Source organism: Symbioplanes lichenis (assembly GCF_030709675.1).
In the GTDB taxonomy this organism is placed as follows: Bacteria; Actinomycetota; Actinomycetes; order Mycobacteriales; family Micromonosporaceae; genus Actinoplanes; species Actinoplanes lichenis.
Genome location: NZ_JAUZQD010000002.1, coordinates 220,051 through 244,621, shown reverse-complemented (window position 1 = coordinate 244,621; position 24,571 = coordinate 220,051). Strand labels below are relative to the sequence as shown.

21 protein-coding genes are annotated in these 24,571 nt (G+C 73.3%); 13 read left to right on the top strand and 8 right to left on the bottom strand.

The genetic code is table 11. The annotated features are described in order from the left end of the window. Positions 1-81: 81 nt before the first annotated feature. Positions 82-2,001 carry an asparagine synthase (glutamine-hydrolyzing) gene (asnB, locus tag RAN62_RS04980; RefSeq protein WP_498371874.1) on the top strand — a complete coding sequence of 640 codons (1,920 nt, stop codon included), beginning with the start codon at positions 82-84 and terminating at the stop codon, positions 1,999-2,001. Between the two features lie 126 nt (positions 2,002-2,127). Here the strand turns inward: asnB and RAN62_RS04975 are convergent, their stop codons facing one another. Then, a complete protein-coding gene (locus RAN62_RS04975; RefSeq protein WP_305783261.1) occupies positions 2,128-3,981 on the bottom strand; it encodes a PI-PLC domain-containing protein in 1,854 nt (617 codons plus the stop codon). Positions 3,982-4,093: 112 nt separating this feature from the next. Between RAN62_RS04975 and RAN62_RS04970 the strand changes: the two genes are divergently transcribed. The 3 genes from RAN62_RS04970 (at position 4,094) to RAN62_RS04960 (ending at position 6,599) form a co-directional block, all read left to right on the top strand. Beyond that, positions 4,094-4,288, top strand: a complete 195-nt coding sequence (locus tag RAN62_RS04970) for a hypothetical protein (protein ID WP_305783260.1) — start codon at positions 4,094-4,096, stop codon at positions 4,286-4,288. 129 nt (positions 4,289-4,417) lie between these two features. Next, on the top strand, positions 4,418-4,828 hold the full coding sequence (locus tag RAN62_RS04965; RefSeq protein ID WP_305783259.1) for a hypothetical protein: 411 nt from the start codon (positions 4,418-4,420) through the stop codon (positions 4,826-4,828). A 178-nt stretch (positions 4,829-5,006) separates the two neighbouring features. Then, on the top strand, positions 5,007-6,599 hold the full coding sequence (locus RAN62_RS04960) for a collagen-like domain-containing protein (protein ID WP_305783258.1): 1,593 nt from the start codon (positions 5,007-5,009) through the stop codon (positions 6,597-6,599). Between the two features lie 132 nt (positions 6,600-6,731). Here RAN62_RS04960 and RAN62_RS04955 read toward each other — a convergent pair whose 3' ends face one another. Beyond that, the gene (locus RAN62_RS04955; protein ID WP_305783257.1) at positions 6,732-7,550 is read right to left on the bottom strand and encodes a polysaccharide deacetylase family protein; all 819 of its coding nucleotides are present in this window, start codon (positions 7,548-7,550) and stop codon (positions 6,732-6,734) included. A 332-nt stretch (positions 7,551-7,882) separates the two neighbouring features. On the opposite strand from RAN62_RS04955, the gene RAN62_RS04950 reads away from it, so the two are divergent. The 4 genes from RAN62_RS04950 (at position 7,883) to RAN62_RS04940 (ending at position 9,577) form a co-directional block, all read left to right on the top strand. Further along, entirely contained in the window at positions 7,883-8,467 is a 585-nt protein-coding gene (locus tag RAN62_RS04950) for an alpha/beta hydrolase (RefSeq protein ID WP_305783256.1), read from the top strand. Positions 8,468-8,474: 7 nt separating this feature from the next. Beyond that, positions 8,475-8,660 carry a hypothetical protein gene (locus RAN62_RS04945; RefSeq protein WP_305783255.1) on the top strand — a complete coding sequence of 62 codons (186 nt, stop codon included), beginning with the start codon at positions 8,475-8,477 and terminating at the stop codon, positions 8,658-8,660. Between the two features lie 174 nt (positions 8,661-8,834). Next, positions 8,835-9,254 carry a glycoside hydrolase family 31 family protein gene (locus RAN62_RS41060; RefSeq protein ID WP_369077139.1) on the top strand — a complete coding sequence of 140 codons (420 nt, stop codon included), beginning with the start codon at positions 8,835-8,837 and terminating at the stop codon, positions 9,252-9,254. A gap of 86 nt (positions 9,255-9,340) precedes the next feature. Beyond that, entirely contained in the window at positions 9,341-9,577 is a 237-nt protein-coding gene (locus RAN62_RS04940) for a hypothetical protein (RefSeq protein ID WP_305783254.1), read from the top strand. Positions 9,578-9,663: 86 nt separating this feature from the next. Here RAN62_RS04940 and RAN62_RS04935 read toward each other — a convergent pair whose 3' ends face one another. The 5 genes from RAN62_RS04935 to RAN62_RS04915 form a co-directional block, all read right to left on the bottom strand. Then, the gene (locus RAN62_RS04935) at positions 9,664-13,029 is read right to left on the bottom strand and encodes a carboxypeptidase-like regulatory domain-containing protein (protein ID WP_305783253.1); all 3,366 of its coding nucleotides are present in this window, start codon (positions 13,027-13,029) and stop codon (positions 9,664-9,666) included. Then, positions 13,029-13,994 (bottom strand): hypothetical protein, encoded by a 966-nt coding sequence (locus tag RAN62_RS04930; protein WP_305783252.1) that lies wholly within the window; start codon positions 13,992-13,994, stop codon positions 13,029-13,031. The genes RAN62_RS04935 and RAN62_RS04930 overlap by 1 nt, the downstream gene beginning before the upstream one ends. Positions 13,995-14,102: 108 nt before the next feature. Then, complete coding sequence (locus RAN62_RS04925; RefSeq protein WP_305783251.1) at positions 14,103-14,654, bottom strand: LytR C-terminal domain-containing protein; 552 nt, start codon at positions 14,652-14,654, stop codon at positions 14,103-14,105. After that, complete coding sequence (locus tag RAN62_RS04920; RefSeq protein WP_305783250.1) at positions 14,638-15,150, bottom strand: RNA polymerase sigma factor; 513 nt, start codon at positions 15,148-15,150, stop codon at positions 14,638-14,640. The genes RAN62_RS04925 and RAN62_RS04920 overlap by 17 nt, the downstream gene beginning before the upstream one ends. A gap of 52 nt (positions 15,151-15,202) precedes the next feature. Next, complete coding sequence (locus tag RAN62_RS04915) at positions 15,203-16,063, bottom strand: LysR family transcriptional regulator (protein ID WP_305783249.1); 861 nt, start codon at positions 16,061-16,063, stop codon at positions 15,203-15,205. A gap of 84 nt (positions 16,064-16,147) precedes the next feature. Between RAN62_RS04915 and RAN62_RS04910 the strand changes: the two genes are divergently transcribed. The 5 genes from RAN62_RS04910 to RAN62_RS04890 all read left to right on the top strand — a co-directional run bounded on the left by RAN62_RS04910 (position 16,148) and on the right by RAN62_RS04890 (position 23,563). Continuing rightward, positions 16,148-17,020 carry an EamA family transporter gene (locus RAN62_RS04910; RefSeq protein ID WP_305783248.1) on the top strand — a complete coding sequence of 291 codons (873 nt, stop codon included), beginning with the start codon at positions 16,148-16,150 and terminating at the stop codon, positions 17,018-17,020. Between the two features lie 40 nt (positions 17,021-17,060). After that, entirely contained in the window at positions 17,061-17,555 is a 495-nt protein-coding gene (locus RAN62_RS04905; protein ID WP_305783247.1) for a DUF6624 domain-containing protein, read from the top strand. A gap of 109 nt (positions 17,556-17,664) precedes the next feature. Then, a complete protein-coding gene (locus RAN62_RS04900) occupies positions 17,665-20,148 on the top strand; it encodes an MGH1-like glycoside hydrolase domain-containing protein (protein WP_305783246.1) in 2,484 nt (827 codons plus the stop codon). Then, on the top strand, positions 20,142-22,007 hold the full coding sequence (locus RAN62_RS04895) for a glycoside hydrolase family 30 protein (RefSeq protein WP_305783245.1): 1,866 nt from the start codon (positions 20,142-20,144) through the stop codon (positions 22,005-22,007). The genes RAN62_RS04900 and RAN62_RS04895 overlap by 7 nt, the downstream gene beginning before the upstream one ends. Before the next feature lie 80 nt (positions 22,008-22,087). Beyond that, the gene (locus RAN62_RS04890; protein ID WP_305783244.1) at positions 22,088-23,563 is read left to right on the top strand and encodes an arabinofuranosidase catalytic domain-containing protein; all 1,476 of its coding nucleotides are present in this window, start codon (positions 22,088-22,090) and stop codon (positions 23,561-23,563) included. 189 nt (positions 23,564-23,752) lie between these two features. Here RAN62_RS04890 and RAN62_RS04885 read toward each other — a convergent pair whose 3' ends face one another. Next, positions 23,753-24,535 carry a glucose 1-dehydrogenase gene (locus tag RAN62_RS04885; RefSeq protein WP_305783243.1) on the bottom strand — a complete coding sequence of 261 codons (783 nt, stop codon included), beginning with the start codon at positions 24,533-24,535 and terminating at the stop codon, positions 23,753-23,755. Between the last annotated feature and the right edge of the window lie 36 nt (positions 24,536-24,571).

Sequence of the window (24,571 nt, the reverse complement as noted above, 5' to 3'; positions counted from 1 at the left end):
AACCGCACGGCTTCCTCACAAGTTCCTCACAGGTGAGTTTCTACTGTTCCGCCACGCAGTCGCCGACGACAGGAGTACGCGATGTGTGGTCTTGCCGTGTTCATCAGCAGCCGCCCCGGCGCCGGGCAGCCCGCCGCCTTCCCGGCCGCGCTGGAGCTGATGCACCACCGGGGGCCCGACGACACCCGGGTCGAGATGCGCGACGGCATGGCCTTCGGCTTCAAGCGCCTGGCCATCATCGACCGCGAGGAGGCGGCCCAGCCGGTGCACTACCCGGCCGACGGCCCGCACGCCGGCCGGTGGACCCTTGTCTTCAACGGCGAGATCTACAACTACCGGGAGCTGCGCGCCGACCTGGTCCGCGAGCACCAGGCGACCTTCGCCACGCACGGTGACAGCGAGGTCCTCGCCGCCGCGTTCCACTACTGGGGGGCCAACGCGCTGCCGCGGCTGCGGGGCATGTTCGCCTTCGTCGCGTACGACCACTGGACCGGCACCCTGCACGCGGCGCGCGACCAGTTCGGCATCAAGCCGCTCTACGTGCTCGAGACCTCGGACGGCATCTTCCTCGCCAGCGAGCGCAAGGCCCTGCTGCCCTTCAGCGGCAACTCCGGCGCCGCGCTGGACACCGACGCCCTCGCGCACTACCTGACCTTCCAGTACGTCCCCGAGCCGCTGACGCTGCACCGCCAGGTCAAGCGGGTCCAGCCCGGGCACCGGCTCACCTGGACGCCCGGCGGCGGCATCCGGATGGAACGCTACTTCCGCCCGTCGCTGCGGCCCCTCGCCCTGCAGCCCGAGGCGGCCCAGCACGCCATCCAGGCCGCCCTGCGCGACAGCGTCCGCAAGCACATGCACGCCGAGGTGCCGGTCGGGGCGTTCCTGTCCAGCGGCGTCGACTCGTCCGCGATCGTCGCGCTGGCCCGCGAGGTCAAGCCGGACCTGCACGCGTTCACCGCCGGCTTCGACGACCAGGCGTACTCGGAGATCGACATCGCCCAGCACACCGCCGACCAGCTCGGCGTGCGGCTCACCCCGACGCTGATCGGCGAGGAGGACGTCATCCGCGAGCTGCCGCGGATCGTCCAGCTGCTCGACGACCCGGTCGCGGACCCGTCGCTGGTCCCGCTCTACTTCCTCGCCCGTACGGCCTCCCGGCACGTGACGGTGGTCCTGTCCGGCGAGGGCGCCGACGAGCTGTTCGGTGGCTACACGATCTACCGCGAGCCGCTGTCCCTGGCCGGCATCGGCAAGCTGCCGCCCAGCATGAAGCGCGGCCTGCGCAACCTCTCCCACGTGATGCCCGAGGGCATGAAGGGCCGCAGCTTCCTGGAGCGCGGCACCACCCCGATCGAGGAGCGTTACTGGGGCAACGCGCGCATCTTCGGCCCGGAGGAGAAGGCCGCGCTGATGCGCTTCACCGCGCTGCCGCACACCGAGATCACCAATCACCTGTACGCCGAGACGGCCGACGTGGACGACACGGCGTCCATGCAGTACGTGGACCTGCACACGTGGCTGCCCGGCGACATCCTCGCCAAGGCCGACCGGATGTCCATGGCCCACTCGCTGGAGCTGCGTGTCCCGTTCCTCGACCAGGCCGTCTACCAGGCCGCCGCGGGCCTGCCGACCGAGCTGAAGCTGCCCCACAACTCCAAGGGCACCAAGATGGCCTTCCGCGAGGCCATGCGCGGCATCGTCCCCGAGTCCGTCCGCGACCGCCGCAAGCTCGGCTTCCCCACCCCCACGCGCGTGTGGCTGAAGGGCGCCGTGGGCGACTGGCTCGGCGCGGTCATGGACGCCTCCCAGGCCGGCCACCTGCTCGACCTCGGCTACGCCCAGAAGCTCCTCCAGGAGCACCGCGCCGGCGTCGCCGACCACTCCCGCAAGGTCTGGACGGTCGCCATGTTCTGCCTGTGGCACGCCATCTTCGTCGAGGGCACGATCGCCCCGTCGATGCCCCACCGCGAGCCCACCACGCCGCTGCAGTTATCTGTCTGAGCAAGACAGATAGGCCCGATCCGGGGACAGTTCGCTGTTGATCGACGGCGCCGGGGCGGCCACCATCGAGGCATGGACGCGGCGGGTCCGCACTGTTCACGGGGGCGGTGCGGCCCCGGCCGCGGGTCACAGGGGGTGGCAGTCGTCGCTCTCCCCCGGGCGTACGTCGTAACAGCTGTACTGCAGCCCGTCGGCCGGCTGGTCGAGGACGCCGTCGGCGAAGTGGACCAGCGAGACCCAGCCCCATTTGCCGTTGTCCGCCCGCGTGTACGCCCACCAGAAGTTGTGCCGGCCCTGGAAGCTGTACGGCTGCCCCGGCTGCTGACCCAGGAACCACGTCGAGCCGCCCTTCGCGAGCGTCCCGGCGCGGGCGGAATTGGGGTCGGGCCCGGTCATGACCGGCACGTCGCCGGTGGCCAGCGTGCAGTACTGCCCGACGAACCGTTCCGCGCCGATCGGACCGGGCACCTCACACCGACCGCCACCGCCGCCCGCCGCCGTGGTGGTGAGCCAGTCGCCCAGCAGAGTCACGTGACTGCTGCTCAGATAGTCGACGCCGCCGTAGAGCGCGTCCGTCCAGAAGTCGCCGCGTTCCGGGCAGTCGTCCGGATCCCACACCCGCACGTGGTGCCCGGTGCTCTGCGCCGCGATGATGTGGTCCCAGTGCTGGTGCTGGATCGGCTCGGTGCCGTGTCGCGTGCAGCCGGGGTCCGGGTTCGGGAACGTGATCACCGGCACCAGGTCCGCGTTGGGCTGGTCGCGGTCGATGCCGAGGCTGCCGTCGAGGAACGCGTACCGGTCGGACTGCCGCTCGATCAGTCCGCGCACCGAGTCGCTGCCCCCGCCCGCGGTCGGGTACTGCTCGCCCGTGTGGTCCCCGCTGAGCACGACCTGCACGGGACCCCAGTGCCGCACCGCCGCGCCGACATGGAAGAGCATGCTCCGGTACGGAACCAGCGCGTCGATGACGGCTTGGGCGACCACCAGCGGGTTGTCCGGGCTGGCGGCCGCCGCGGCCCGATCGGCGGGCAGCGCGCAACCGCCCGCGTCCGTCCCGCACGTGATCTCGACGAAGAGCATGACCGGCTGGTGGAAGCCCGGGTACACCCGGCCGCCGGTGGCGCTCACTCGGGAGCTCAGAGCCCGCAGATAGGTCGCGTCGAAGGGCCGCGCGGTGATCGGATTGCCGCCCGGGTCCGCGCAGGCGTCGCCGTCGACGTGATGGCAGAGCAGGAGCCCGCCGTCGCGCAGGACGACGTCGACGTCGATGCCGGTGAAGCCGTGGTCGAGCGCGTCCTGCAGCGGCCGCGGGTTGAGGTAGTCGTCGCGGGAGTCGGCGTGGTCCAGGGGCGTCGCCGCGGTCACCGCCGGGGGCGCCGGCTTCTCCTCCGGCTCCGGCTCGCGAGTGCCGCGCGAGGCCGTCAGAGCCGCGGACCCGGCGAGCACCAGGAGGCCGAGGACGGCGGCGACCAGCGCCCGGCGCCGGCCGGGGCGGCGCGTGGTGAACGACGCGTCGATGATCACGGGCTCGGCCGGATGGTGAGCGACGGGCACGAGTTCCGGTACGAGCGTCGCCGCTCGCCCGTCCGCCTCCCGCGCGGTTTCGGTCAGCGCCGCCACGTGCGCCGCCGCGACGACGAGCCGGTCGGCCTCGGCGTTGCCGAGCGGCACCCCGGCGATGAGGTGGGCGGCGCGAGCGACCCCGAGGACGAGCACCGGGTCACTGACGGCCCGCGGGTCCCCGGCGAGGACCGCCGCCACGTCGTCCTTGTCGACGGACATGCCCGGGGCGAGCCGGTGCGCGCGGATGACTTCGGCGAGATGCCGCAGCGAGGCCGGCCGGCGCCGGCGGCGGGGTGCGGGCGCACCGGGCGGCGGACTGTAGACACCGTCCCGCGCGGCCCGGGCCACCGCGGCATTCACCTGCGAAGCCAGCAGCTGCGCCGCCTCATGAACCCGCTCCCACCACGGTTCCCGCACGGGCCCTCCGCCCCCATGTGCCGATCTGTCCGCCGAACCAGCAGTATGCCGCAGCGATCGACACCTGACCATGCACCAGCGATCTTGACCACAGGTTCCGATGCTGAGCAGCGTGTTGACGGCCCGGCGAGCCGGCCGGCGGCTCGAGCTCGACATCGGCGAGACCACGACGCCCCCCGGCTGGACCCGCTTCCACCTCGACCGCGGCACCTACTACGCCACCGCCGTCGTGTGCTGGCTGCTGTTCGGCGCTGACGCCCCGGACTGCTGGCCGCCCACCCCACTCTGCGGATGGCGATGCGGATGACCTGAGGTCCATCGACTCCTGCAGCGGGGCTGATATTCGCCCGCAAACCACTGACGGAGGCTGCCACAGCCGGCGGCAGACCTGAGTTGTCGGCGACGACGGTGGCTCACTGTGTTTTACTGCCTGGTCATGAGTCTGACCCCCGTGGAGAACGAACTGCTGGTCGCCGGGTTGTTCGCGCTGGGTGAGAGCACCAAGCGCGGCGCGGGGTGGGGTGCGCGCTTCGCGGCCCGCCGGATTCGGGCCGACATCTTCGAGACGGCGGTGGAGCTTCCGCTGTCCTTGCCGGCCGCCCGGGAGCTGGTCGGCCGCACCCTGGATGCCGTGGGCGCGAGGACGGCGGAGGCGCAGGCCGTCCTGGGTTCGGGCGCGTTGAACCTGAACCCGGCTGTCGTCACGGTGGTGCTCCGGGATCGGGCGGAGGGCGTCGTGGTTGCCACCGTTCGGGGGGTGGCCAAGGAGGGCCTCATTCCGCAGCGGGCCGGCCGCAAAGCCGCCCGCCGCGTCGTGGAGCACCTGATCGGGAGCCGCCTCAGGTGATGGCGCGCGTCGTCGGGCCGGCCCGGGGAGGTGCGCAGTGCAACCTCACACCCCCGGGCGGGCACCTACGTCCTGGCCGGCACGCCGGCAACCTGTTCGCTCCCGAGAAGTCATAAGACCGCACTCACGGACACCGACCTTGAAGGACGGCCTACCCCCGACCCAAGGCTGGATCCCGATGAAGATCTCCATGATGCGGGCCGGTGCCGGTGCCGCCATGGCCGCGACGGTGGTGCTCGGCTCGCCGGGCTCCGCGATGGCCGGATCGGCCGCCCCCGCGCCGGCAGATGCGGTCTACGCGTGCGTCAGCAAGGCGACCGGCGTCGTGCGCGTCGTCGACCACGCCCGTGGGCGCCGGTGCCCGGAGGGGACCCTGGTCTCCTGGAACCGGGTGGTCAGCAAGGGTGGCGCCGACGCGCTGCGTGGCGTGGCCGGCGCCCAGGGCCTTCTCGGCGTCTCGGGTCCGGCGGGGCCGATGGGGCCCATGGGTCCCCGGGGCGCCACCGGCCCGATGGGTCCGTCGGGCCCGGCGGGACCCCGGGGCCTGATCGGACCGTTCGGCGCGCAGGGGCTCATCGGTCCGGTCGGTCCGGTCGGCGCCGCCGGGTTGCGGGGTGTCGCCGGCGCGACCGGGGCTCAAGGCGTCGCCGGTGTGGCCGGTCCGACAGGGGCGACCGGCGCGGCGGGTGCCGTGGGAGCCAAGGGCGCCAACGGTGCGACCGGGGCGACCGGAGCGACGGGCGCCCGGGGCGCGGCCGGCAACGACGGACTGTCGGCGTTCGCGTCGTGGCTGCAGGAGGGCCACAGCGGTACGGTCGGTGACTTCCTGGCGTCCCTGGTCGGGGAGCGCGGGGCCGACGGGTTCTCGGCCTACCAGCTGTGGCTGGCGAACGGTCACTCCGGCACCGTGGACGACTTCCTTGCATCGCTGACCGGTCCGCGAGGCTTCGACGGCAGGTCCGCGTTCGACCTGTGGCACGACACGAACGACGGCAACCTCGACGATTTCCTGGCTTCGCTGGTCGGCGCGACGGGCGCCCGGGGCGACACCGGCGCCTCCGCCTTCGACACGTGGCGGTCGCTGGACGGCAACGCGGACGGCACGGTGACCGAGTTTCTCGCGAGCCTCGTGGGGCCGCAAGGTGCGGTCGGCCCGCAAGGCCCGATGGGACCGGAGGGCCGGCAGGGCCTGCCCGGTGCGACCGGCCCGGCCGGTCCTCAGGGCGACACCGGCGCGACGGGGCCGCAGGGTGAAACCGGCGCCACGGGCGCGCAGGGTGCGACGGGGCCGCAGGGCGCCACGGGCGTGCAGGGCGACACCGGCGCGACAGGGCCGCAGGGGCAGACCGGAGCGCAAGGTGCGGCCGGGGCCACCGGACCACAGGGTGCTGCCGGGGCCACCGGACCACAGGGTGCTGCCGGAGCAACGGGTCCGCAAGGTGCGACCGGCGCCACCGGCGCCACCGGCGCCACCGGCGCCACCGGCGCGACCGGGGCACAGGGTCCGACCGGCGCGACGGGGCCGCAGGGGCTCACCGGCCCGGCCGGCAGCGACGGGGTGAGCGGCTACACGATGGTGACGGGCGCCGCCGGCAGCACCAGCTCCGTCGCCACCTGCCCGACCGGCAAGAAGGTCCTCGGCGGCGGCGCCAACATGAGCGGCGGCCAGCTCGGCGGCAGCTACCCGTCGTCGCAGACCGCCTGGACCGCGACCAACGTCGGCCTCGGCGGGACGGTCACGGCGTACGCGATCTGCGCCACCGTGACCTAGGACCGTTGCGTAGACCGGTCCGCCACGCGATGGTGAAGGTCTTCGCCGACGCCCTGCCGCCCAGCGGGGTGGACGCCCTCGAGCACCGGCGCAAGCTCACCGGCGAGCTGCGCGATTACCTGCGGCGCCGGCCTAGGGCCGGGCCGCCGGGCCGTTCGCGGCGCCGGCGATCAGGCCGGAGACGGTGGCGAAGCGGAAGCCGCGGGCACGCAGGCCGTCGATCATGGCGGCCAGGCCACGCAGGGCCACGAGGCGGTGGTCGCCGCCGATGTCGTGGGCGAGGATGATGTCGCCGGGGCGCGCCGCGTCCACGATGGCGCGCACCTGGGCGGCGGGGTCGTCGGCGTAGCGGCGCTCGCGCATCTGCTGCGACCACAGGACGAGGTCGTAGCCCATCGAGTCGGCGGCCAGCAGGGTCGAGCCGCCCAGGTGGCCGTACGGCGGCCGCAGCAGGGTGGGTGCCCGCCCGGTGACCTCGCCGATCACGTCGTGGGTGCGGCGCAGCTCGCTCGTCACCCCGGCCAGGTCCCGCGTGGCCAGGTCGTCATGCGACCACGAGTGGTTGCCGACCTCGTGCCCGGCCAGCCGGTCGCGCACCAGCCCGGCGTGCTCGCGCAGGTTCCGCCCCACCATGAAGAACGTCGCCGGCACGCCCGCCGCGGCCAGCGTGTCCAGCACCATGGGCGTCCACCGGGGACCCGGGCCGTCGTCGAAGGTGAAAGCGACGACGGGCTCGGTCGTCTCGACGTAGTACCGCACGGCCACCCCGGCGTGCCGGACGGCATCGGGCGTGTCGGCGGCCGCCGCGTAGCCGCCGCCGAGCGGTGGCCTGTCCCACCCGCACCAGCGCGGCACCTCGGCCACCCCCAGCGCGCCCACCCCCGCTCCGGCAACGGCCAGCAGGCCCCCGCGCAGAAACGCCCGCCGCCCCGGCCGCACGATCGTCGCCATCGTCGCTCTCCCCCGTCCGGCGCCGCGATCCCGCGACGCCGTTCCGCACCGCGCCACGGGACCGCGGCGCCGGGGAAGCGTCTCGTGCGTGATCATCGGCGGCCATCCGCCGCGGGCCGGAGATCCGGGCTCGCTCGCTCGGCCGATCGGCCGAGGCGCGCGCGTGCTACAGAGTCAGCGAATACGCCTGCCCGCCGCCCGTGAACCCCGTCGCCCGCAGCACCCGTTGCGACGCGATGTTGCTGTCGCCTGTGTCGACAGGCCGAAAATCTAGCCGATTCCCGCGTTTCACCCAGGGCGGTGCGACAGCGGCACACCCTATCCTTCCGGGCATGAATGATCGATCCGCAGTGATCTTCCCGGGGGCGTTCCTCGGCCCGTACGCGCCGCCGCTCATGTTCGCCGGCGACGCCGCCGAGCGGGCGGGGGCCGAGCGGGTCGCCCACCAGTGGGAACGGCCGCAGGAGCTCATCGACCTGCCCGAGGAGGAGCGGCCGGCCTGGGTGGACCGGCAGGCGGCAGCCGTGCTGGACCGGACGGCGGAGGAGCTGCCCGGGGCGAGCACGGTCGTGCTGGCCAAGTCGCTCGGCACCTACGCGGCGCCCCAGGTGGCCCGGCGCGGCCTGCCGGCGGTCTGGCTGACGCCGCTGTTCTTCGAGCCCACCGTGGTCGCCGCCCTGCGCGCCGCCACCGAGCCGTTCCTGCTGGTCGGCGGCACAGCGGATCCGAGCTGGGACGGCGTGCTGGCGCGGGAGCTGACTCCGCACGTGACCGAGATCGAGGGTGCCGACCACGGCCTGTACGTCCCCGGGCGCCTGGCCGGCTCGGCCCAGGTGCTGGGGCGGGTGGCGACCGCGGTCGAGGACTTCCTGGACGAGACGGTCTGGCCCGGGCTGCGGATCGACCAGTTTGGATGATCGGACGATGACAGCGGCGCCCGGCGGGGTCACGCCGGCCAGCACCACCCTCGAGGTCGCCGGCCGCAGCGTGCACCCAGAGTTCGGCACGCCGGCCCGCGACGACGCGCTCGGCGGCTGGTACCGGGGCTGGACTACTACGACGGGCAGGCCGGGCCGGTCGAGCAGCTGCGGCTGCACGCCGGGATGCTGAACCGCGGCGGCTGGTACCTCCTGGACGACACCGCCACCGCACTGACCACGGCGGACGGCTGGGTCACGGCGCGCCCGCAGCGGACGGGCACCTACCAGAACGGCTATCTGTTCGGCTACGGCCGGGGCTGGCCGATCTGCGGACGCTCACCGGCCCCTCACTGCTCCCGCCGAAGTGGGCGTTCGGCACGTGGTTCTCGAAGTACCAGGCGTACAGCACCGGCGACTACGAGAACGAGCTGCTGCCGGCCTTCCGCGAGCACCGGGTGCCGGGCTGAGCACCACGGCCGAGGTCTGGTTCCCGCCGGGCGTGTGGACCGACTTCTTCACCGGTACGACGTTCCGGGGCCCCGCCACCCGCACGGTCGCCACCACGCCCGACCACATGCCCGTGTACGTGCGCGGGGGCGGCGTCATCGCCCGAGCCCCCGACGACAGCGTCAACGTGGCGCACCAGCCCGGCGACGAGCTGCGCCTGACGATCTATCCGCACGGCTCGGCGACTGCGAGGTCTACGACGACGCGGGCGACGGGCTCGGCTATCGCACCGGCGACTTCACGCGGACGGCCTGGCGCTCGGAGCCCGGCGCGCTGACGATCGGCCCGGGCCCGGCCCGCCGGTACACGGTCGAGTTCGCCGGGGTCTTCCGGCCGCGCGGTGTCACCGTCGACGGGCGGCCGGTGCGGTGGTCGTACGCCGGGAACACCCTCGTCGCGCCGGTCAGCACGGCGAAACGCGTGACGATCCGGCACGACGGGCGCCCGCTCACCGTGGCGCAGCAGCCGGCCGTCGACTTCACGCTCACGGCCCCCGACGGCCTGCAGTCCGGCGCGACGAGCCGCCTGGTGGCGACCGCCCGCAACGACGGGCCGGGCGCGATCCGGGACCTGGCCGCCACGGTGACCGCCCCGGACTGACGGTGTCAGGGGTGAGCAGCACCGGAGCCGCCGGCGTGCCCCAGCGCGAGCCTTACCCGACGACCGTCACCTGGCCGGGCTGACCGTCACTTGGGCACGGCGAACTCCTGGGCGCCGAGCACGGTCAGGCCGTCGAAGGGAAGGACGGTGACGGCGTAGTCGTGGGCGATGCCGGCCGCCCGGAGCCGGTCCAGCTCGGCGTCCTGGATGTCGCCGTAGCCCTGGACGAAGGCCGCCTTGGTCGCGTCGAAGTTGTACTCGTCCCAGCCGTGCACGCGCCACGCGCCGACCCGGATGAGCACGGCCGCCGGGTCGCCGGGGACGGCGTGCGCGCCGACGGTGACCTCCGACTGCAGCTGGAAGCTGCCGAGCGCCCAGAACAGCTCGGTGAGGCCCGGCGAGACGTAGAGGTCGTGCCAGGTCATTCTCGCGGTGCCGCCCACCTGGAGCGTCCCCGACCGCAGGCGCTCCTCGGCGCCCCGGGCGAAGCGGGCCAGATGACTGATCCTCAGGTGCCGGGCGACGGTCGGCTCCTTGACGAGCACGTCACTCGGCATGAGCCGCGGGACGCCGCCGCCGCGGTACCAGTGTTCGAGGTTGTCCGCGGCGGTGTGCATACCGAGGGCGTGGCCCCCTTTGATCAGGCTCTCGACCTTGGCCCGGATGCTCTCCAGCGTCGGGTCGTCCGCTCCCGCGCCGGGGCCGGCCGGCTCGGGGCTCCGGTCGCGCCACCAGCCGGCGAGCACGATGCGGCGGGCGTCCTCGGGCGTCAGGGTGCCGGCGTCCACGTCGGCCCGCAGCACCTGGTGCTCGTCGTAGCGCTCGGCCGGCGTCCGGGGAGCGGCCGGGGCGGCCGGGGCGGCTGTCGCCGGGGCGGCGGCCTGCTTGTTCTGCACCTCCTTGGCCAGCTCCTTGGCCTTCGCCAGGTCGATGGCCCCGCTGGCCAGCCCGGACAGCAGCTGCCGGAGCTCGGTGGTGCCCGCCATGTCGCGGAAGGCGTCGCCCTTGCCCAGCAGGGTGAGCGCCGCCGCCAGGCCGACCGGGTCGGGGGCGGTGGGCGGCTGGGAGATCTGGACGACCGCGGGCGGCAGGGTCGCCGGAGTCACGTCCGGGGCCTGCCCGCGGAACCCCGGGGAGACGCCCTCGATCGCGGGCGCCTGCTCGCACGGCGACTCCTGCCAGTCCCAGAAGCGGGTGACGTCGCGTTTCTCGCACGCGTTGCAGGTGCCCAGCTGCGCCTCGGCCATCATCCCGCGCGTCGGCAGGCTCACCACGGTCGGCTCCGGCTGGGCCGCGGGCTCCGGACCGGCCGGGCCGGCCTCGTCGCCGCGATAGGCGAAGAGGAGGTACTGCCCGCTGACGGCCAGCGGGCGCGAGTCGATGTCCTCCCGGGGCGAGTCCAGCCCGAAGGCCTGGTCGAGCGCCTGGGCGAACCACATCGGCTCCATCATGGCCACCAGGCGGGGGCCGTAGAGGTCGCGGTGCTCGTGCAGGTGGGTGATCAGCTCCCAGGCGAGGGAGACGTCGGTGCCGCGGCGCTGGGCCGCCGCCACGGCCGGGTCGGCCGCCGCCGGTTCGGTCGCGGCCGGGGCGGCGGGCAGGGCGCGGATGTCGAAGGGTTCCACCCCGGCGCCGTCGAAGTAGCGGTCGACGGCCTCCTCGACGAGGACGTCCTCCTGCCCGTCGGGGCGCAGGGCGGCCACCCGGAAGCCGCGCAGTGAGAAGTCCGACCCGCCCCGGCCGGGATCGAAGTGCAGCTCGCACTCCGCGACGTGGGAGCGGCGGGCCGGGCTGTTGAGCTTGAGCTTGAAGGGCCCGATCGCCTTGGGCTCGGCGTCGAGGTCCTCGTCGTCGCCCCAGAGCTCGGAGCTCTTGAGCACGATCCGGTCGGTCAGCCGCTCGCCGGAGAACAGCGCGTAGCGGATGTCGCCCGCGTGCAGGCCGGCGAGGCGCACCTTCAGGCTCACCACGTCGGTGTCGGTGCCCCAGCGGCCCCGGGTCAGGGTGACGTTGAGCCGGGTGAACTCGTAGTCGCCGCCCGCGTCCGGGGTCGTGGTCGCCGGTGGTGGAGCGGCGGCGGTGTCGTAGAACAGCAGGCGCCGGACGGCCTCGAAGCCGGCGTCGAGGGCGGGGGTGACGAGGGCGCCCTCCAGCATGGGACGCAGCCGGTTGACGAGATGGAGGTCGCCGCGCTCCGGATCGTCGACGACCTTGAAGGGATGCCCCATCTGGTCGTCGTGCACGGAGACCGTCGGATAGGGCTTGGTGAGGACCAGCATCGCGTACGGGATGAGCACGCCCGGCCGGGTCCGCACGTACCGGGTCGTCAGCTTGAGCCGGCGCAGCACCTCGTAGTACTGCACCGTGAGCGCGTGGCAGTGGTTGTGGTTGGTGACCGTGCGGGTCTCCAGCCGGTGCCGTTCGGCCTGCGTGCCCTGCACGATGACGGTGCTGTTGAGGGTGCGCACGACGTCCGTGGCCTGGATCGTGGTGTCGTGCAGGTCCTGCGCCGACTCGGCCTTGAGCTGCCGCTTGCCCCACGAGTTGGTGGTGGCGAAGCCCAGGCTGTGCGTGGCGCCGAAGTTCCCCACGTTCGCCCAGGACCCGCTGTACGCCCCCGCGTGTCCCGCCATGAACGACGATCCGCCCTGCGACTCGCGCAGCACGCCCTTGACCGTCTCGGCGATCGACCGGTCGCGGAACAACGAGTGGTCGAGGCTCTCGCCGGCGGTGACCGCGTCGGTGCGGGCCGCCTGGTCGCTGCGCTCGGCCTCGATCACGGCGATCTTGACGCTCTCGCACGGCGCCAGCGGCAGGCTGTAGAGGATCGTGCCGAGCGACTCGCCGATGTCCTGCCACGTCTGCTCGTACTCGAGGATGTCGCACGGCAGCGCCACGGGCGCGGGGGTGACCGCGCTGACCGGCCCGATCAGGTCGAGGATCCGGGGCGGGTCGATCTCGGCGACCTGCACGCCCGGCCCGGCGACCGGCTTGCGGACCACCTGGAAGAAGCTGATCTGCTGCAGCGGCAGCGCCGACCGGACGGGCACGGTGCAGTCGTCCTCGCCGAGCGCGAGGGTCCGGGGCGTGACGAAGGAGGCGGGCGACAGCTCCCAGTCGCGGCCGTCCGGGCTCGGGATGCCCCGGCGCGCCGCGCGGGGCACCCGGTCGAGCCGGGCCGGGTCCGCCCGCAGCACCACGGCGCCGTCCGGTGTCCCGCCCGCGGTCCCGGCCTCCGGCAGCCGGGCCGCCGTCCCGGGTTGCCCGACCACCTCCAGCGAGACCGGGCCGGCCCCGGCGCCGTCCAGGTCGAACGACACGTAGCCGGCGTCGTCGGTGGTGAGCAGGCTGACCGGCCGCGAGTCGCCGTTCGCGCCGGCGGTGACCACGACGTTGACGCCGGCCAGCGGTTCGCCGGTGTCCCGGTTGAGGACGAACCCGCGGGCCCTCATCACGACAGCATGCTCGGCAGCGTGGCCCTCGCGCCGTCGTACAGGCTCCGGTTGCCGTCGGTGGCCGCGGCGACGGGGGCCGGGGCCGGCTCCGGCAGGTGCAGGACCCGCCCCCGCGCGGCGTACCAGGTGTAGCACCGGCGGATCAGGACGTCGACGCGGGCCGGGTCGGGGTTGCCGTCGTAGTCGATGACGGCGGCCAGCCCCTCGGCGCCGCGCAGCGCCACCTGCTGCCGGTCGTTGAACATTCCCCGGGTGATCCGCTGCCCGCCACCCAGCTGCCCGGACGCCTCCTCGACCAGCTTGGCGCCGTTGGCGTCGGGCCGGTAGGGCCACTGCGGCGCCGGCGGCTGGTTGACGCCGAACCGGGCCGCTATCCCGGGGTCACGCAGGATCCGGTAGCTCAGGCCCTCGGTCACGGCGGGCAGGGCCTGGGTACGGCTCCACCGCACCGAGGCGCCCGTCACGTCGAGCAGGTAGTCGCGGAGGTAGACGTGCATGACGCGCACGGCCGCCCGCAGCATGTCGGCGCCGGTGTCGTACACCCGCTCGGCGAAGGCGGCCGCCGCGGCCAGCAGCTGGTCCCGCATCCCGGCGAAGCACGGCGCCGGGCCGGTCGCCTCGGCGGGCCCGAAGACCCCGGAGTAGACGGCGGCCCGCTGCTCCCGGGACGGCACGAGCTCGTCGCAGCCGGAGCGGGCGCGCAGCCGGGCCAGGTCCGCCGCGAGCTCGTCGCTCACGTCGCGGTAGAGCTGCGGCCGGTCGAAGAAGTCCGTCGCCACCAGGTGCGCCAGGTCCACGAGACAGTCGACCTCGCGGTGGAACGCGAGGCCGGCGGTCGCGCGCTCGCCCGTGGTCAGCCGGTCGAAGGTCGCGAGGTCGGCGATGTCGAGCTCCCCGCCCGCCCGGCCGCGCCCGGAGTTGCGGGGGCCCGGGCGCGCCTTCGTGTCGGTGTCGGAAGTCATGACGGCGGCCGCCTTCCGGATCCGGCGACCCGCGGTCCGGCCCGCCAGGGCCAGCGTAAGCGCGGCGCCGACCGGCGTGACCTGGCAGATCACGGACAGCGCCGCACCTCAGCAGCCCGGCGGCGGCGTGGGCTCACCCGCTTCGACCAGGGCCTGGTTGATCGCGATGGTGGTGGCGAGCCGGTCGGCGCCCGGGGCGAGCGTGAGGTCGACGACGGCGTCCCGGCGGGCGGCGTCGTAGTGCATGGCGACCTCGCCGGGGAGATAGGCCCGCAGCAGGGCCGCGTCCCCGATCGCCGCGGGCCCGTAGGCCAGCGCCGTGGTGCCCGATCCGGGCGGGCCGGACAGGACGGTGAAGCCCCGGACCCGCAGCTCGGCCGCCACGTCGCCGCCGCCCACCCGGACCTGGACCTCGGCCGGCTCGGCGGGCAGGGCGACGTCGCAGGCCACCGGCGGGGGGACGTCGGCAACCGGTTGCGGCTCGTCCGGCCGGGTGAGCACGACTCCGGCGGTGACCGCGACGGCGGCGACGGCCACGGTCGTGGCGGCGAGCTGGGCCCGTCCCCGGCGGCGGCCGCGGGCGCGGATGGCGGCCGCGGGGGCGAGCGGCAGGTCCGCCACGTCGTGGTCCAGCTGGCGGAGCTCATCGGAGAGGGACATCGCGGGCCTCCAGGTCGGGGTCGCCGAGCATCCCGGCGAGGGCGGTGCGGGCGCGGGAGAGGCGGGCCTTGACGGTGCCGGCGGGCACGCCCGTGCCGGCGGCGATGTCGGCGATCGGCATGTCCAGCAGGTAGTGCAGCGCGACGACCTGGCGCTGGGCCTGGGGCAGCCGTTGCAGGGCGGCGATCACGTCCACCCGGTCCGGCGACGGCGCGGTCGTCTCGGGCGGCGGGCCGAGGCGGGCCAGGGCGGTGAGGCGGCGGCGCAGGCTGCGCCAGCGGTTGGCCAGCAGGCGCCAGGCCACCGTGCGGACCCAGGCCTCCGGGTCCTCGTAGCGCTCGACGCGGGGCCAGTGCTGCCAGGCCCGCGCGTAGGCCTCCTGGGCGAGGTCCTGCGCCTCGGCCCGGTCACCGCACGCGGCGTAGAGGTACAGCACGACCCGCCGGGCCGTCGCGCCGTAGAAGGCGTCGAAGGCGGCGCTGTCCGTACCCGTCATGTCGCTCGTCTTTCCACATCGGGGAACACACCGCAGGGGCACGCCTGGTTGCCTAAGCCCGCAACATTTTCAGGACCAGGGCGAGCGCGGGCCAGGCGGCCCGGCCGCGGCGGACGACCGCGTACGCCCTCAGGTGCACCTCGGGCCCGGTCAGCGGCACGAGCCGGACCCCGGGGGCCACGGGCATGTCGGCGGGCAGGAGCCCCACGCCCAGCCCCGCGACGATGAGCACCTGCACGAGGCCGAGGCTGTCGGCCCGGTGCACGATGCGTGGCTCGAAACCCTCGAGCGCGGCCACCGTACGGATGACGTCGTCATCGGCCGTGTTGCGCGAGTTGACGATCCAGTCGAGGTCGCGGGCGTCCCCGAAGCTCGCCGGACCGCCCTGGTCGGGCACCCCCAGGGCCCACGGGATGCTCCACAGGCGGGTCACGCCGAACGCGGGGTCGAAGGTCGCCGGGGCCAGGTCGTAGTCGTAGGTCAGCGCCAGGTCGGCCTCGTCGGCGGCCAGCAGGGACAGGGCCTCCGCCGGCTCGTGCTCGCGCAGGTGCAGGCGTACGCGGGGGTGGTCACGCGCGAGCGTGCCGATCACCGGGACCAGCGCCCGCCGGATCGCGGCGGCGAAGGACGCGACGCGCAGCGTGCCCGCCGGCTCGGCTGCCGGATCCAGGTCGAGCCGGGCGGCGTCCACCGCGGCGAGGATGTCGACCGCGTGGGCGGCCAGGCGCCGGCCCGCCGGGGTGAGCCGGACCCGCCGCCCGTCCGGCTCGATCAGCGCGGCGCCGGTCTCCCGGGCCAGCACGGCGAGCTGCTGCGACACGGTCGAGGTGGTGACGTGCATCGCATCGGCGACCTCCCGCATCGAGCCGAGGCGGGACAGTTCGAGCAGTAGCCGCAGGCGGCGGGTCTCCATGCCGTCATTGTTCGCCGATGCCGAACGGTATGTCCATGATTACCACGTGGACGCGAACGATGGCGCCGACGTCTACTGGTCGCCATGCGTGGTGTGTCCCTGGCTCTGGTCTCGATGTTGTTCGCCCAGCTCGGCCTCGCGTCCTCGGTCGGCCTGATCGACGACCTCGGCCCGGCGGGGGCGGCGTGGGTGCGGCTGTGCTGGGCGGGGCTGATCGTGCTGGCCCTCGTGCGCCCCCGGCTGACCCGCTTCACCCGCGCGGGCCTGCTCAGCACGGTCCTGCTCGGCGTCGTCACGGCGGGCATCACGATGACGTTCATGGGCGCGGTCGCGCGTCTTCCCCTGGGCACGGCCAGCTCGCTCGAGTTCCTCGGCCCGCTCGGCGTGGCGGTGTGGCGCGGCGGGCGCACGGCCAAGCTGTGGGCGCTTGTCGCCGGCGGCGGGGTCGTCCTGCTGACGTCGCCGTGGCGGGGCGACATCGACCCGGTCGGCGTGGCGTTCGCACTGGCGGCGGGGCTGTGCTGGGCGGCGTACATCCTGCTCACCCAGCGGGTCGGCGACCAGGTCCCGGGCCTGGCCGGCATCGCCGTGTCGCTGCCCGTGGCCGCCCTCGTGGCCACCGTGGTCGCGGCGCCCGCGGCGGCGCCGGAACTCACCTGGCCGCTGATCCTGACCGCGCTCGGCGTGGCGGTGCTGCTGCCGGTCGTGCCGTTCCTGCTGGAGTTCGTGGCCCTGCGCCACCTCGACACCGCGGCCTTCGGCATCCTCATGGCCCTCGAGCCCGTCTATGCCCTGGTCATCGGCGTCCTCGTGCTGGGCCAGCGGCCCGGCTGGTCCGCCGCCGCGGGCGTGGCCTGCGTCGTGGCCGCCGGCATCGGCGCCGCCCGCGCGGCCCGCCGTCCCGCGCCCGTGGAGTCAATTGTGGCCGACCCGGTCCCGGCCGGCGTCGCCGGGTGACCACCGGTTCCGCGCCGTGGGAGGCCTACCGTCGGTGTCCATGCAGAACGACCTGGCCGCCGAGCTCATCACCCTGACCGACGAGGACCGCCGCCTGCAGCCGGGCGCCCTCGGCGACGACCCGGCCGCCCGGCTGGCCCACCGCCGCGTGACCGTCCGCAACGCCGACCGGCTGACGGCGATCCTCGACGAGCACGGCTGGCCGGGCGAGTCCCTGGTCGGCGCCGAGGCGGCCCGGCGCGCCTTCCTCGTCGCCCAGCACGCCGACACCTGCCTGGACCTCCAGCGCCGCGCCCTCGCCCTGCTCACCGCGGCCGTCACGGCGGGCGAGGCCCCGGCCGCCCAGCTCGCGATGCTGCAGGACCGCGTGCTGGTCAACGAGGGCCACCCGCAGCGCTACGGCACCCAGATCGCCGGCGTCGCGAACGGCGAGCCCGTCCCCTGGCCGTGCGAGGACCCGGACACCATGGACGACCGCCGCGCCGCCGTCGGCCTCGCCCCGTTCGCCGACCACGTCCGGCAGCACGCTCCCTGATCTCATGGTCATGTCCGCGGTCCGGAGGCATTGACATACGTGAAACCCGCCGTAATGTGCTGTTAACGCTCACATTGACGTTGACGAATCGTTGAGGAGGGCTTCACCCGTGACGAACGTGTCCCGGCGTCATCTCCTGGCCGCGGCCGGCGCCTCCGGCATCGCCGCCGCACTCCCCGCCGGTCCCGCCTCGGCAGCAGCCGTGGAACCACAAGCGGGACCGCCTGCGCCCGCCGGACCGCCGCCCTATCCCACGAGCCGGCGCCCGTTCGCCATGCCGGGCGTCAAGGACCAGGACTGGACCGGCGCCCTGCTGGCCGGCGACGGCGAGGTCCGCTTCGCCGTGCGCGTCGGCCTGCTCACCGGGCAGGGCAAGCTGCTGCGCGAGAAGCTCACGAACCAGCTCTGGCGCATCGGCCCGATGACCCCGGACGGCGCCTACAAGGAGCTCCGGCTCACCACCGACGACCGCCTCGTCATGCCCGCTCACCTCGAGGCCCTGCGGGAGGTGATCACCCACCCGGAGCAGTGGTCCGCGAGCGCCGTCGCCGACGCCACGGTCAAGCTGCCCCAGCTGCAGCAGAAGTACGACCAGGCGCAGCGCGACAAGCGCACGATCCGGGTGCGCTATGCCCGCACCTCCGGCGGCGCCGGCCTGATCGGGGCGGTGACCGCCGAGAACGACGACACGACGATCGTGCTCGAGCTGGGCACCCCGTGGGGCGAGCCGGGCACGTTCGCCGTGGACGGCGGCGACGCGACGGGCATCGCACCCGGTGTCGTCGACCCGTCCCGCACCGCCGAGGCTCGCCTCTCCCCCGGCCGGCCCGCGGACATCGCCGGCTCGTACGCGTCGATCGCCGACCTCACGACCGCGGCCACCGGCGGCACCGGCACTGCTGGCAACGTTGTCACGGGCCTGATCTATCGTCTTCGCGCCGGTGAAACGATTCACTTCACGGCGGGCATGCGTCAGCCGACGGTGTCCGCACCCGCCCCCACGGAAACGATTCTCGCCGCGGCCGCGCGGGCCGTGAAGCGTGACCACCTCACGGGCGGCGGACCGGTCGGCCGCGCCGCCGACGCCGTGCGGGACGCGATGTCGCTCAACACCAACTACGACAAGGACCGGCACCGGAACTTCGTCATGTGGGGCTGGGGCGGCGGCGGTGGCCTGTTCACCGGCTGGGACTCCGCCTTCGACGCCGTCACCGCCGCCGTCGTCAGCCGCCCGCTCGCCGTCCAGCACGAGACCGACGTCTTCGCCGCCCCGGCGCCGCCGAACCAGGTGCCGCTCACCGGCCCGCGGTACGACCAGCAGAACAGCGGGCCCATGCACGCGTACGCGGTCTGGCGTCTCTACACCAAGCTCGGCGACCGCACGGTGCTCGACGCGGTGTACCCCCAACTGGTCACCTTCTACGACCTGTTGCCCGAGTGGGACACCGACGGCGACGGGCTGCTCGAGACGCCTTACTTCGGCGACCGGATCGGCGGGCGCGGCAACCATCTCGGGCTCGACGACAGTCCCGTCTACGCCGCGTACCACCGGATCGCCAAGGAGGGCGGCAGCGGCGACTCGCGGGACAACACCGATCTGACCGACGTGGCGCTGAACTCGTACTACGCGCTGTTCGCCGAGACGCTCGCGAAGATGGCCCGGGTGCTCGGCCGGCCCGCGGAGGCCGCCCGGTTCGCCGCCCGGCACGCGCGGCTCAGGACGCTGCTCAACGAGCGGCTGTGGCACCCCGGCCGGGGCCTCTACCTGAGCCGCTACCTCGACGGCACGTGGGATGAGGTGGTCACCCCGACCGTGTTCTATCCGATGTTCGCGGGCCTCGCGACGCCGGGGCGGGCGCGGATCCTGGTCGAGGAGCACCTGCTCGATCCGGACGAGTTCTGGGGTGACTATGTCATCCCGAGCGTCGCGCGCAACGACCCCACGTTCGCCACCGGCGGTACGGTCCATCCGCAGTCGGCCCGCTTCCGCTACTTCGAGCGCTACAACGAGGGGTCCGCGCCCGAGCAGTGGAAGGGCGCGGTGTGGCCGCCGATGAACTTCACCGTGTACGACGGCCTGAAGCGCTACGGCTTCGACGAGGCGGCGGGACAGTTCGCCGCCCGCAGCACCGCGATGTACCTGCGGGCGTGGGACGAGCAGGGCTGGTTCCCCGAGTCCTTCGACCCCGACCCGGGCCAGGCCGTCATGTCGTCGGCCGTGGACACCGCCTGGCGCACCTACTCATGGTCGAACGCGATGGCCGTCCAGGGCCTGCACGAGCTGATCTCCGACAGCCCGTGGGGCGGCGACCCGGCGGCGATCATGTTCGGCTCGCTCGGGCTGCCGGGGACCAACACCCTGGCCAATGTACGTCTCCGCGGGCACACGTACGCCGTCACCGCGGGACCGGACCGCACCACGCTCACCCGCGACGGCCACGTCGTGTTCCGGGCGTCCGGGGCCCGCGTCGCCGTCCGCGGCTTCACGGACGGCGAGCGCTTCACGATCACCGCCGCCGGCCCGGCGACCGTCGAAGTGCCCGGCCACCGCCCGCGCCGGGTGCCCGCCGGGCGTACGGAGGTGTCGTGGTGAAACTCGTCGCCTGGGCCCTGAGCGCCCTGCTCGCCACCGGCCCGCTCGTGACCGCCGCCCCGGAGCCCGTGCAGCAGATCGTGGTGGACAGCGCGAGCGGCGGCCGCACGTTCGACGGGATCGGCGCGATCAGCGGGGGCGGCGGCACGTCGCGGCTGCTCGTCGACTATTCGGAGCCGCAGCGCAGCCAGGTGCTCGACTACCTGTTCGAGCCGGGCGCCGGGGCGTCGCTGCAGATCCTCAAGGTGGAGATCGGCGCGGACACCAACTCCAGCAACGGCGCCGAGCCCAGCCACATGCGATCGCGTACGGACCTCGACTGCGACCGTGGCTATGAATGGTGGCTGATGACCGAGGCGCGGCGCCGCAATCCGCGCATGAAGTTCTACGGCCTGGAATGGGGCGCGCCCGGCTGGTTCGACGGCGGCTTCTGGTCGGCCGACAACATCACCTATCTGCTGCGGTGGCTCGGCTGCGCGAAACGGCACGGGCTGCACATCGACTATCTCGGCGGCTGGAACGAGAAGGGTTGGGACGCCGCCTGGTACGCCGAGCTCAAGCGCGCCCTGCTCGCCCACGGATACGGCGACGTGAAGGTGGTGGCCGCCGACAACGCCAAGTGGGACGTGGCGACGGACCTGAAGAACGATCCCGCCTTCTACGCCGCGACCGACGTCGTGGGGATCCACTATCCGTGCTCGGAGATCCACTGCTCGAGTTCGCAGGACGCCCTCGATCTGGGCAAGCCGCTGTTCGCCAGCGAGTCCGGCTGGAACAACTACCTGACCGGCGCGGTCCGGCTCGCCGCCGAGATGAACCACGAGTACGTGGACTCGCGCATCACCGCGTTCATCAACTGGCCCGCCGCGTACGCGTGGTATCCGACCGTGCAGATGCAGGGCAGCGGGCTGCTCGCGGCGAACGAGCCGTGGACGGGCCGCTTCGAGCTCGGGCCGACGCTGTGGACGGTGGCGCAGACGGCGCAGTTCGTGCGCCCCGGGTGGCGGTACGTCGACTCGGCGAGTGGATACCTCGACGGCGGGGGCACGTACGTGACGTTGCGGTCGGGATCCCAGCAGACGACGGTGTTCGAGACCACCGGCGCCGCCGGCCCGCAGTCGGTGCGGGTGACGCCCGGCCGGGCCCTGCACCGCTGGACGACGACGCTCGCGTCCACCGACCCGGCCGGCTGGTTCGTCCGCGGCGCCGACGTGCGCGCCGGTGACCCGGTCACGCTGGATCCCGGCACGGTGACCACGCTGACGACGATGACCGGTTCGCATCCCGTGACGCGTACTCCGGATACGCGAGTCATGCCGTTGCCGTACCGGTTCGACGGCGGGTCGCGCTATCTCTCCGACATGGAGGGCGCCTTCGAGGCCGATCGCGGGTGCCGGTGCCTGCGCCAGGTCATCACCACCGAGCCGATCAAGTGGTCGCGGGTCGCCGCACCGCTCACCCTGCTCGGGGATCACCGGTGGACCGACTACACCGTGTCCGTGCGATCGCGCACCACCGGGACGGCCACCCTGCTCGGCCGCGTCGTCAACCAGCTCAACAACGTCGGCCCCGGCAAGGTCAACACCTGGCAGGGCTATCACCTGTCGCTGTCGGCCGCGGGCGAGTGGTCGCTGACGGTGCTCGATCCGGACAAGTCCACGCGGGTGCTGGCCACCGGCAGCGTCCCGGCCCGCGCCGATCACCGGCTGCAGCTCGGGTTCGCCGGCTCGACGATCACGGCCCGCATCGACGGCGCCCGGGTCGCGCGGGTCACCGACGCCACGTACGGGCGGGGTCAGGTGGGCCTGGGCCTCGGCTCCTACGCCCCCGCGCGGTTCGACGACCTGACCATCTATTGACAGATGTAAATGCCACGGTCCTATTCTGTTAGCGCTCACATCGGGTGGCAGCCACCGATCACCCCGAGAAAGGCACGCCCATGGATCTACGCTCCCTGCGGCGCACGCTCGCCGCCACCGTCCTCCTCGTCGCCGCCGCCCTCGTCACCGGCCCGGCCCCCGCCCAGGCCGCCGGCACCGGACCGTGCGACCTCTACGCCGCCGGCGGCACGCCCTGTGTCGCCGCGCACAGCACGACCCGCGCGCTCTTCGGCGCGTACAGTGGCTCGCTCTATCAGGTTCGCCGCTGGTCCGACAACGCGACCACGAACATCGGCGTGCTCAGCGCCGGCGGCTATGCCAACGCGGCCACGCAGGACTCGTTCTGCTCGGGCACGTACTGCACGATCGTGCGCATCTACGACCAGACGTCGCGGCACAACGACCTCACGATCGCGCCCGGCGGCGGCGCCAACCCGACCGCCGACCAGGGTGCGAACGCGGCGGCGCTGCCGGTGACGGCGGGCGGGCACAAGGTCTACGGCGTCTACATCTCGGCCGGCAACGGCTATCGCAACAACGCCACCAACGGCGTCGCCACCGGCAGCCAGCCCGAGGGCATGTACATGGTGACCGAGGGCACGCACGTCAACGACCGCTGCTGCTTCGACTACGGCAACGCCGAGACCAACAACATGGACACCGGCAACGGCGACATGGACGCCATCTACTTCGGCAACCTGTGCTGGTTCTCGCCCTGCTCGGCGGGCCCGCGCGTGGCGGCCGACCTCGAGAACGGCCTCTTCGCCGGCGGCAACGGATCCTGGACGGCCAACACCGGACGCAACAGCGCGTTCGTCACGGCCGTTCTGAAGAACAACGGCACCTCCACGTACGCGATCAAAGACGGGAACGCGCAGTCCGGCGGCCTGGCGACGCGCTACAACGGGGCCCTGCCGACGATCGGCGGCTACCAGCCGATGACCAAACAGGGCGCCATCATCCTCGGCATCGGCGGCGACAACAGCAACGGCTCGGTCGGCTCCTTCTTCGAGGGCGTGATGACCAGCGGGTATCCCAGCGACGCCACCGAGAACGCCGTGCAGGCCAACATCGTGGCCGTCGGGTACGGCAAGAGCGTCACGTTCCCGATGAGCGGGCAGACGTACCGGCTCACCAACCTCGCCAGCGGCAAGCTGCTCGACGCCGTCAACTGCGGCACCGCCAACGGTACGAAGATCGACGTCTGGCAGAACCTGAGCAACGCCTGTCAGCAGTGGCGCTTCACCAACGTGGGCCCGAACAAGTGGACGATCACCAACGCCAACGCGGGCAAGGTCCTCGACGCCGTCAACTGTGGCCTGGCGCTGGGCACCGACGTCAACCTGTGGGACTCGCTCGGCAACACGTGCCAGCAGTGGGCCGTCATCCCCGCCGGGAACGGGCGCTACGAGCTCGTCGTCGAGAACAGCGGCATGGTCCTCGACGACGCCAACTGCGGCACGGCCAACGGCACCGAGGTGCAGCTCTGGATGTGGCTCAACAACCCGTGTCAGCTCTGGTCCTTCGGCTCCTGACCCTTTCGGCCGTACGGGAGGCGGCGGCGCGTCGTGCGCCGCCGCCTCCTTCGCATGTCTCCCGTCGGCCGGGCCCGGGACACGCGCGGCGTCGTGATCCGTGCCGGCCGGCTTCAAGCGCGCGTGGCGCCGTGCTCCAAGTTGGCCGGCTTCAAGCGTGCGCGGCGTCGTACTCCGAGTTGGACGGCCTCAAGCGCGCGCGACGTCGTACTCCGAGTTGGTCTGGCCGATGCCGACCGGGGAGCCCGCCGACCAGCCGCCGTCGATCACGAACTCGGCGCCGGTCGAGTAGCTCGCGTCGTCCGAGGCGACGAAGAGCACCATCTTCGTGACCTCCTCCGGCGCGGCCATCCGGTCGAGGGCGATCTTGCCGTGCACGACCTCGTCGCCCAGCGGTCCCAGGATCGGCGTGCGGATGTAGCCGGGGTGGACGGAGTTGACCCGGATCCCGTACGGGGCAACCTCCATCGCGACGGCCTTGGTGAAGCCGCGCACGGCGAACTTGCTGGTCGTGTAGTCGGCGGCGTTCGGTGTGCCGATCAGCCCGGCGAACGACGAGATGTTGACGATCGCGCCACCGCCCGCGCCCCTCATGGCCGGGATGACCGCGCGCGTGCCGAGGAACACGCCGTCGAGGTTGACGCCGAGCAGCCGGCGCCAGTCCTCGAGCGTCTTCTCCTCGACGAGGGTGCCGCTGCCCCCGATACCGGCGTTGTTGATGAGGACGGTCGGCGCGCCGAACGTGGCGGTCGTCTCCTCGACCAGCGCCGCCCACTGCTGCTCGTCGGTCACGTCGAGGTGCCGGTAGAGCGCAGCCTCCCCGAGCTCGCCGGCGAGCGCCTTCCCCTCGTCGTCCAGCACGTCGGCGATGACCACTCTGGCGCCCTCGGCCACGAAGCCGCGGGCGTGCGTGGCGCCCATGCCCCGGGCGCCGCCGGTGACGATGACTGTCCTGCGCTCGAACCTGGCCATGACGATCCTCACTCTCTCGAAAGAACCTCCCCAGCG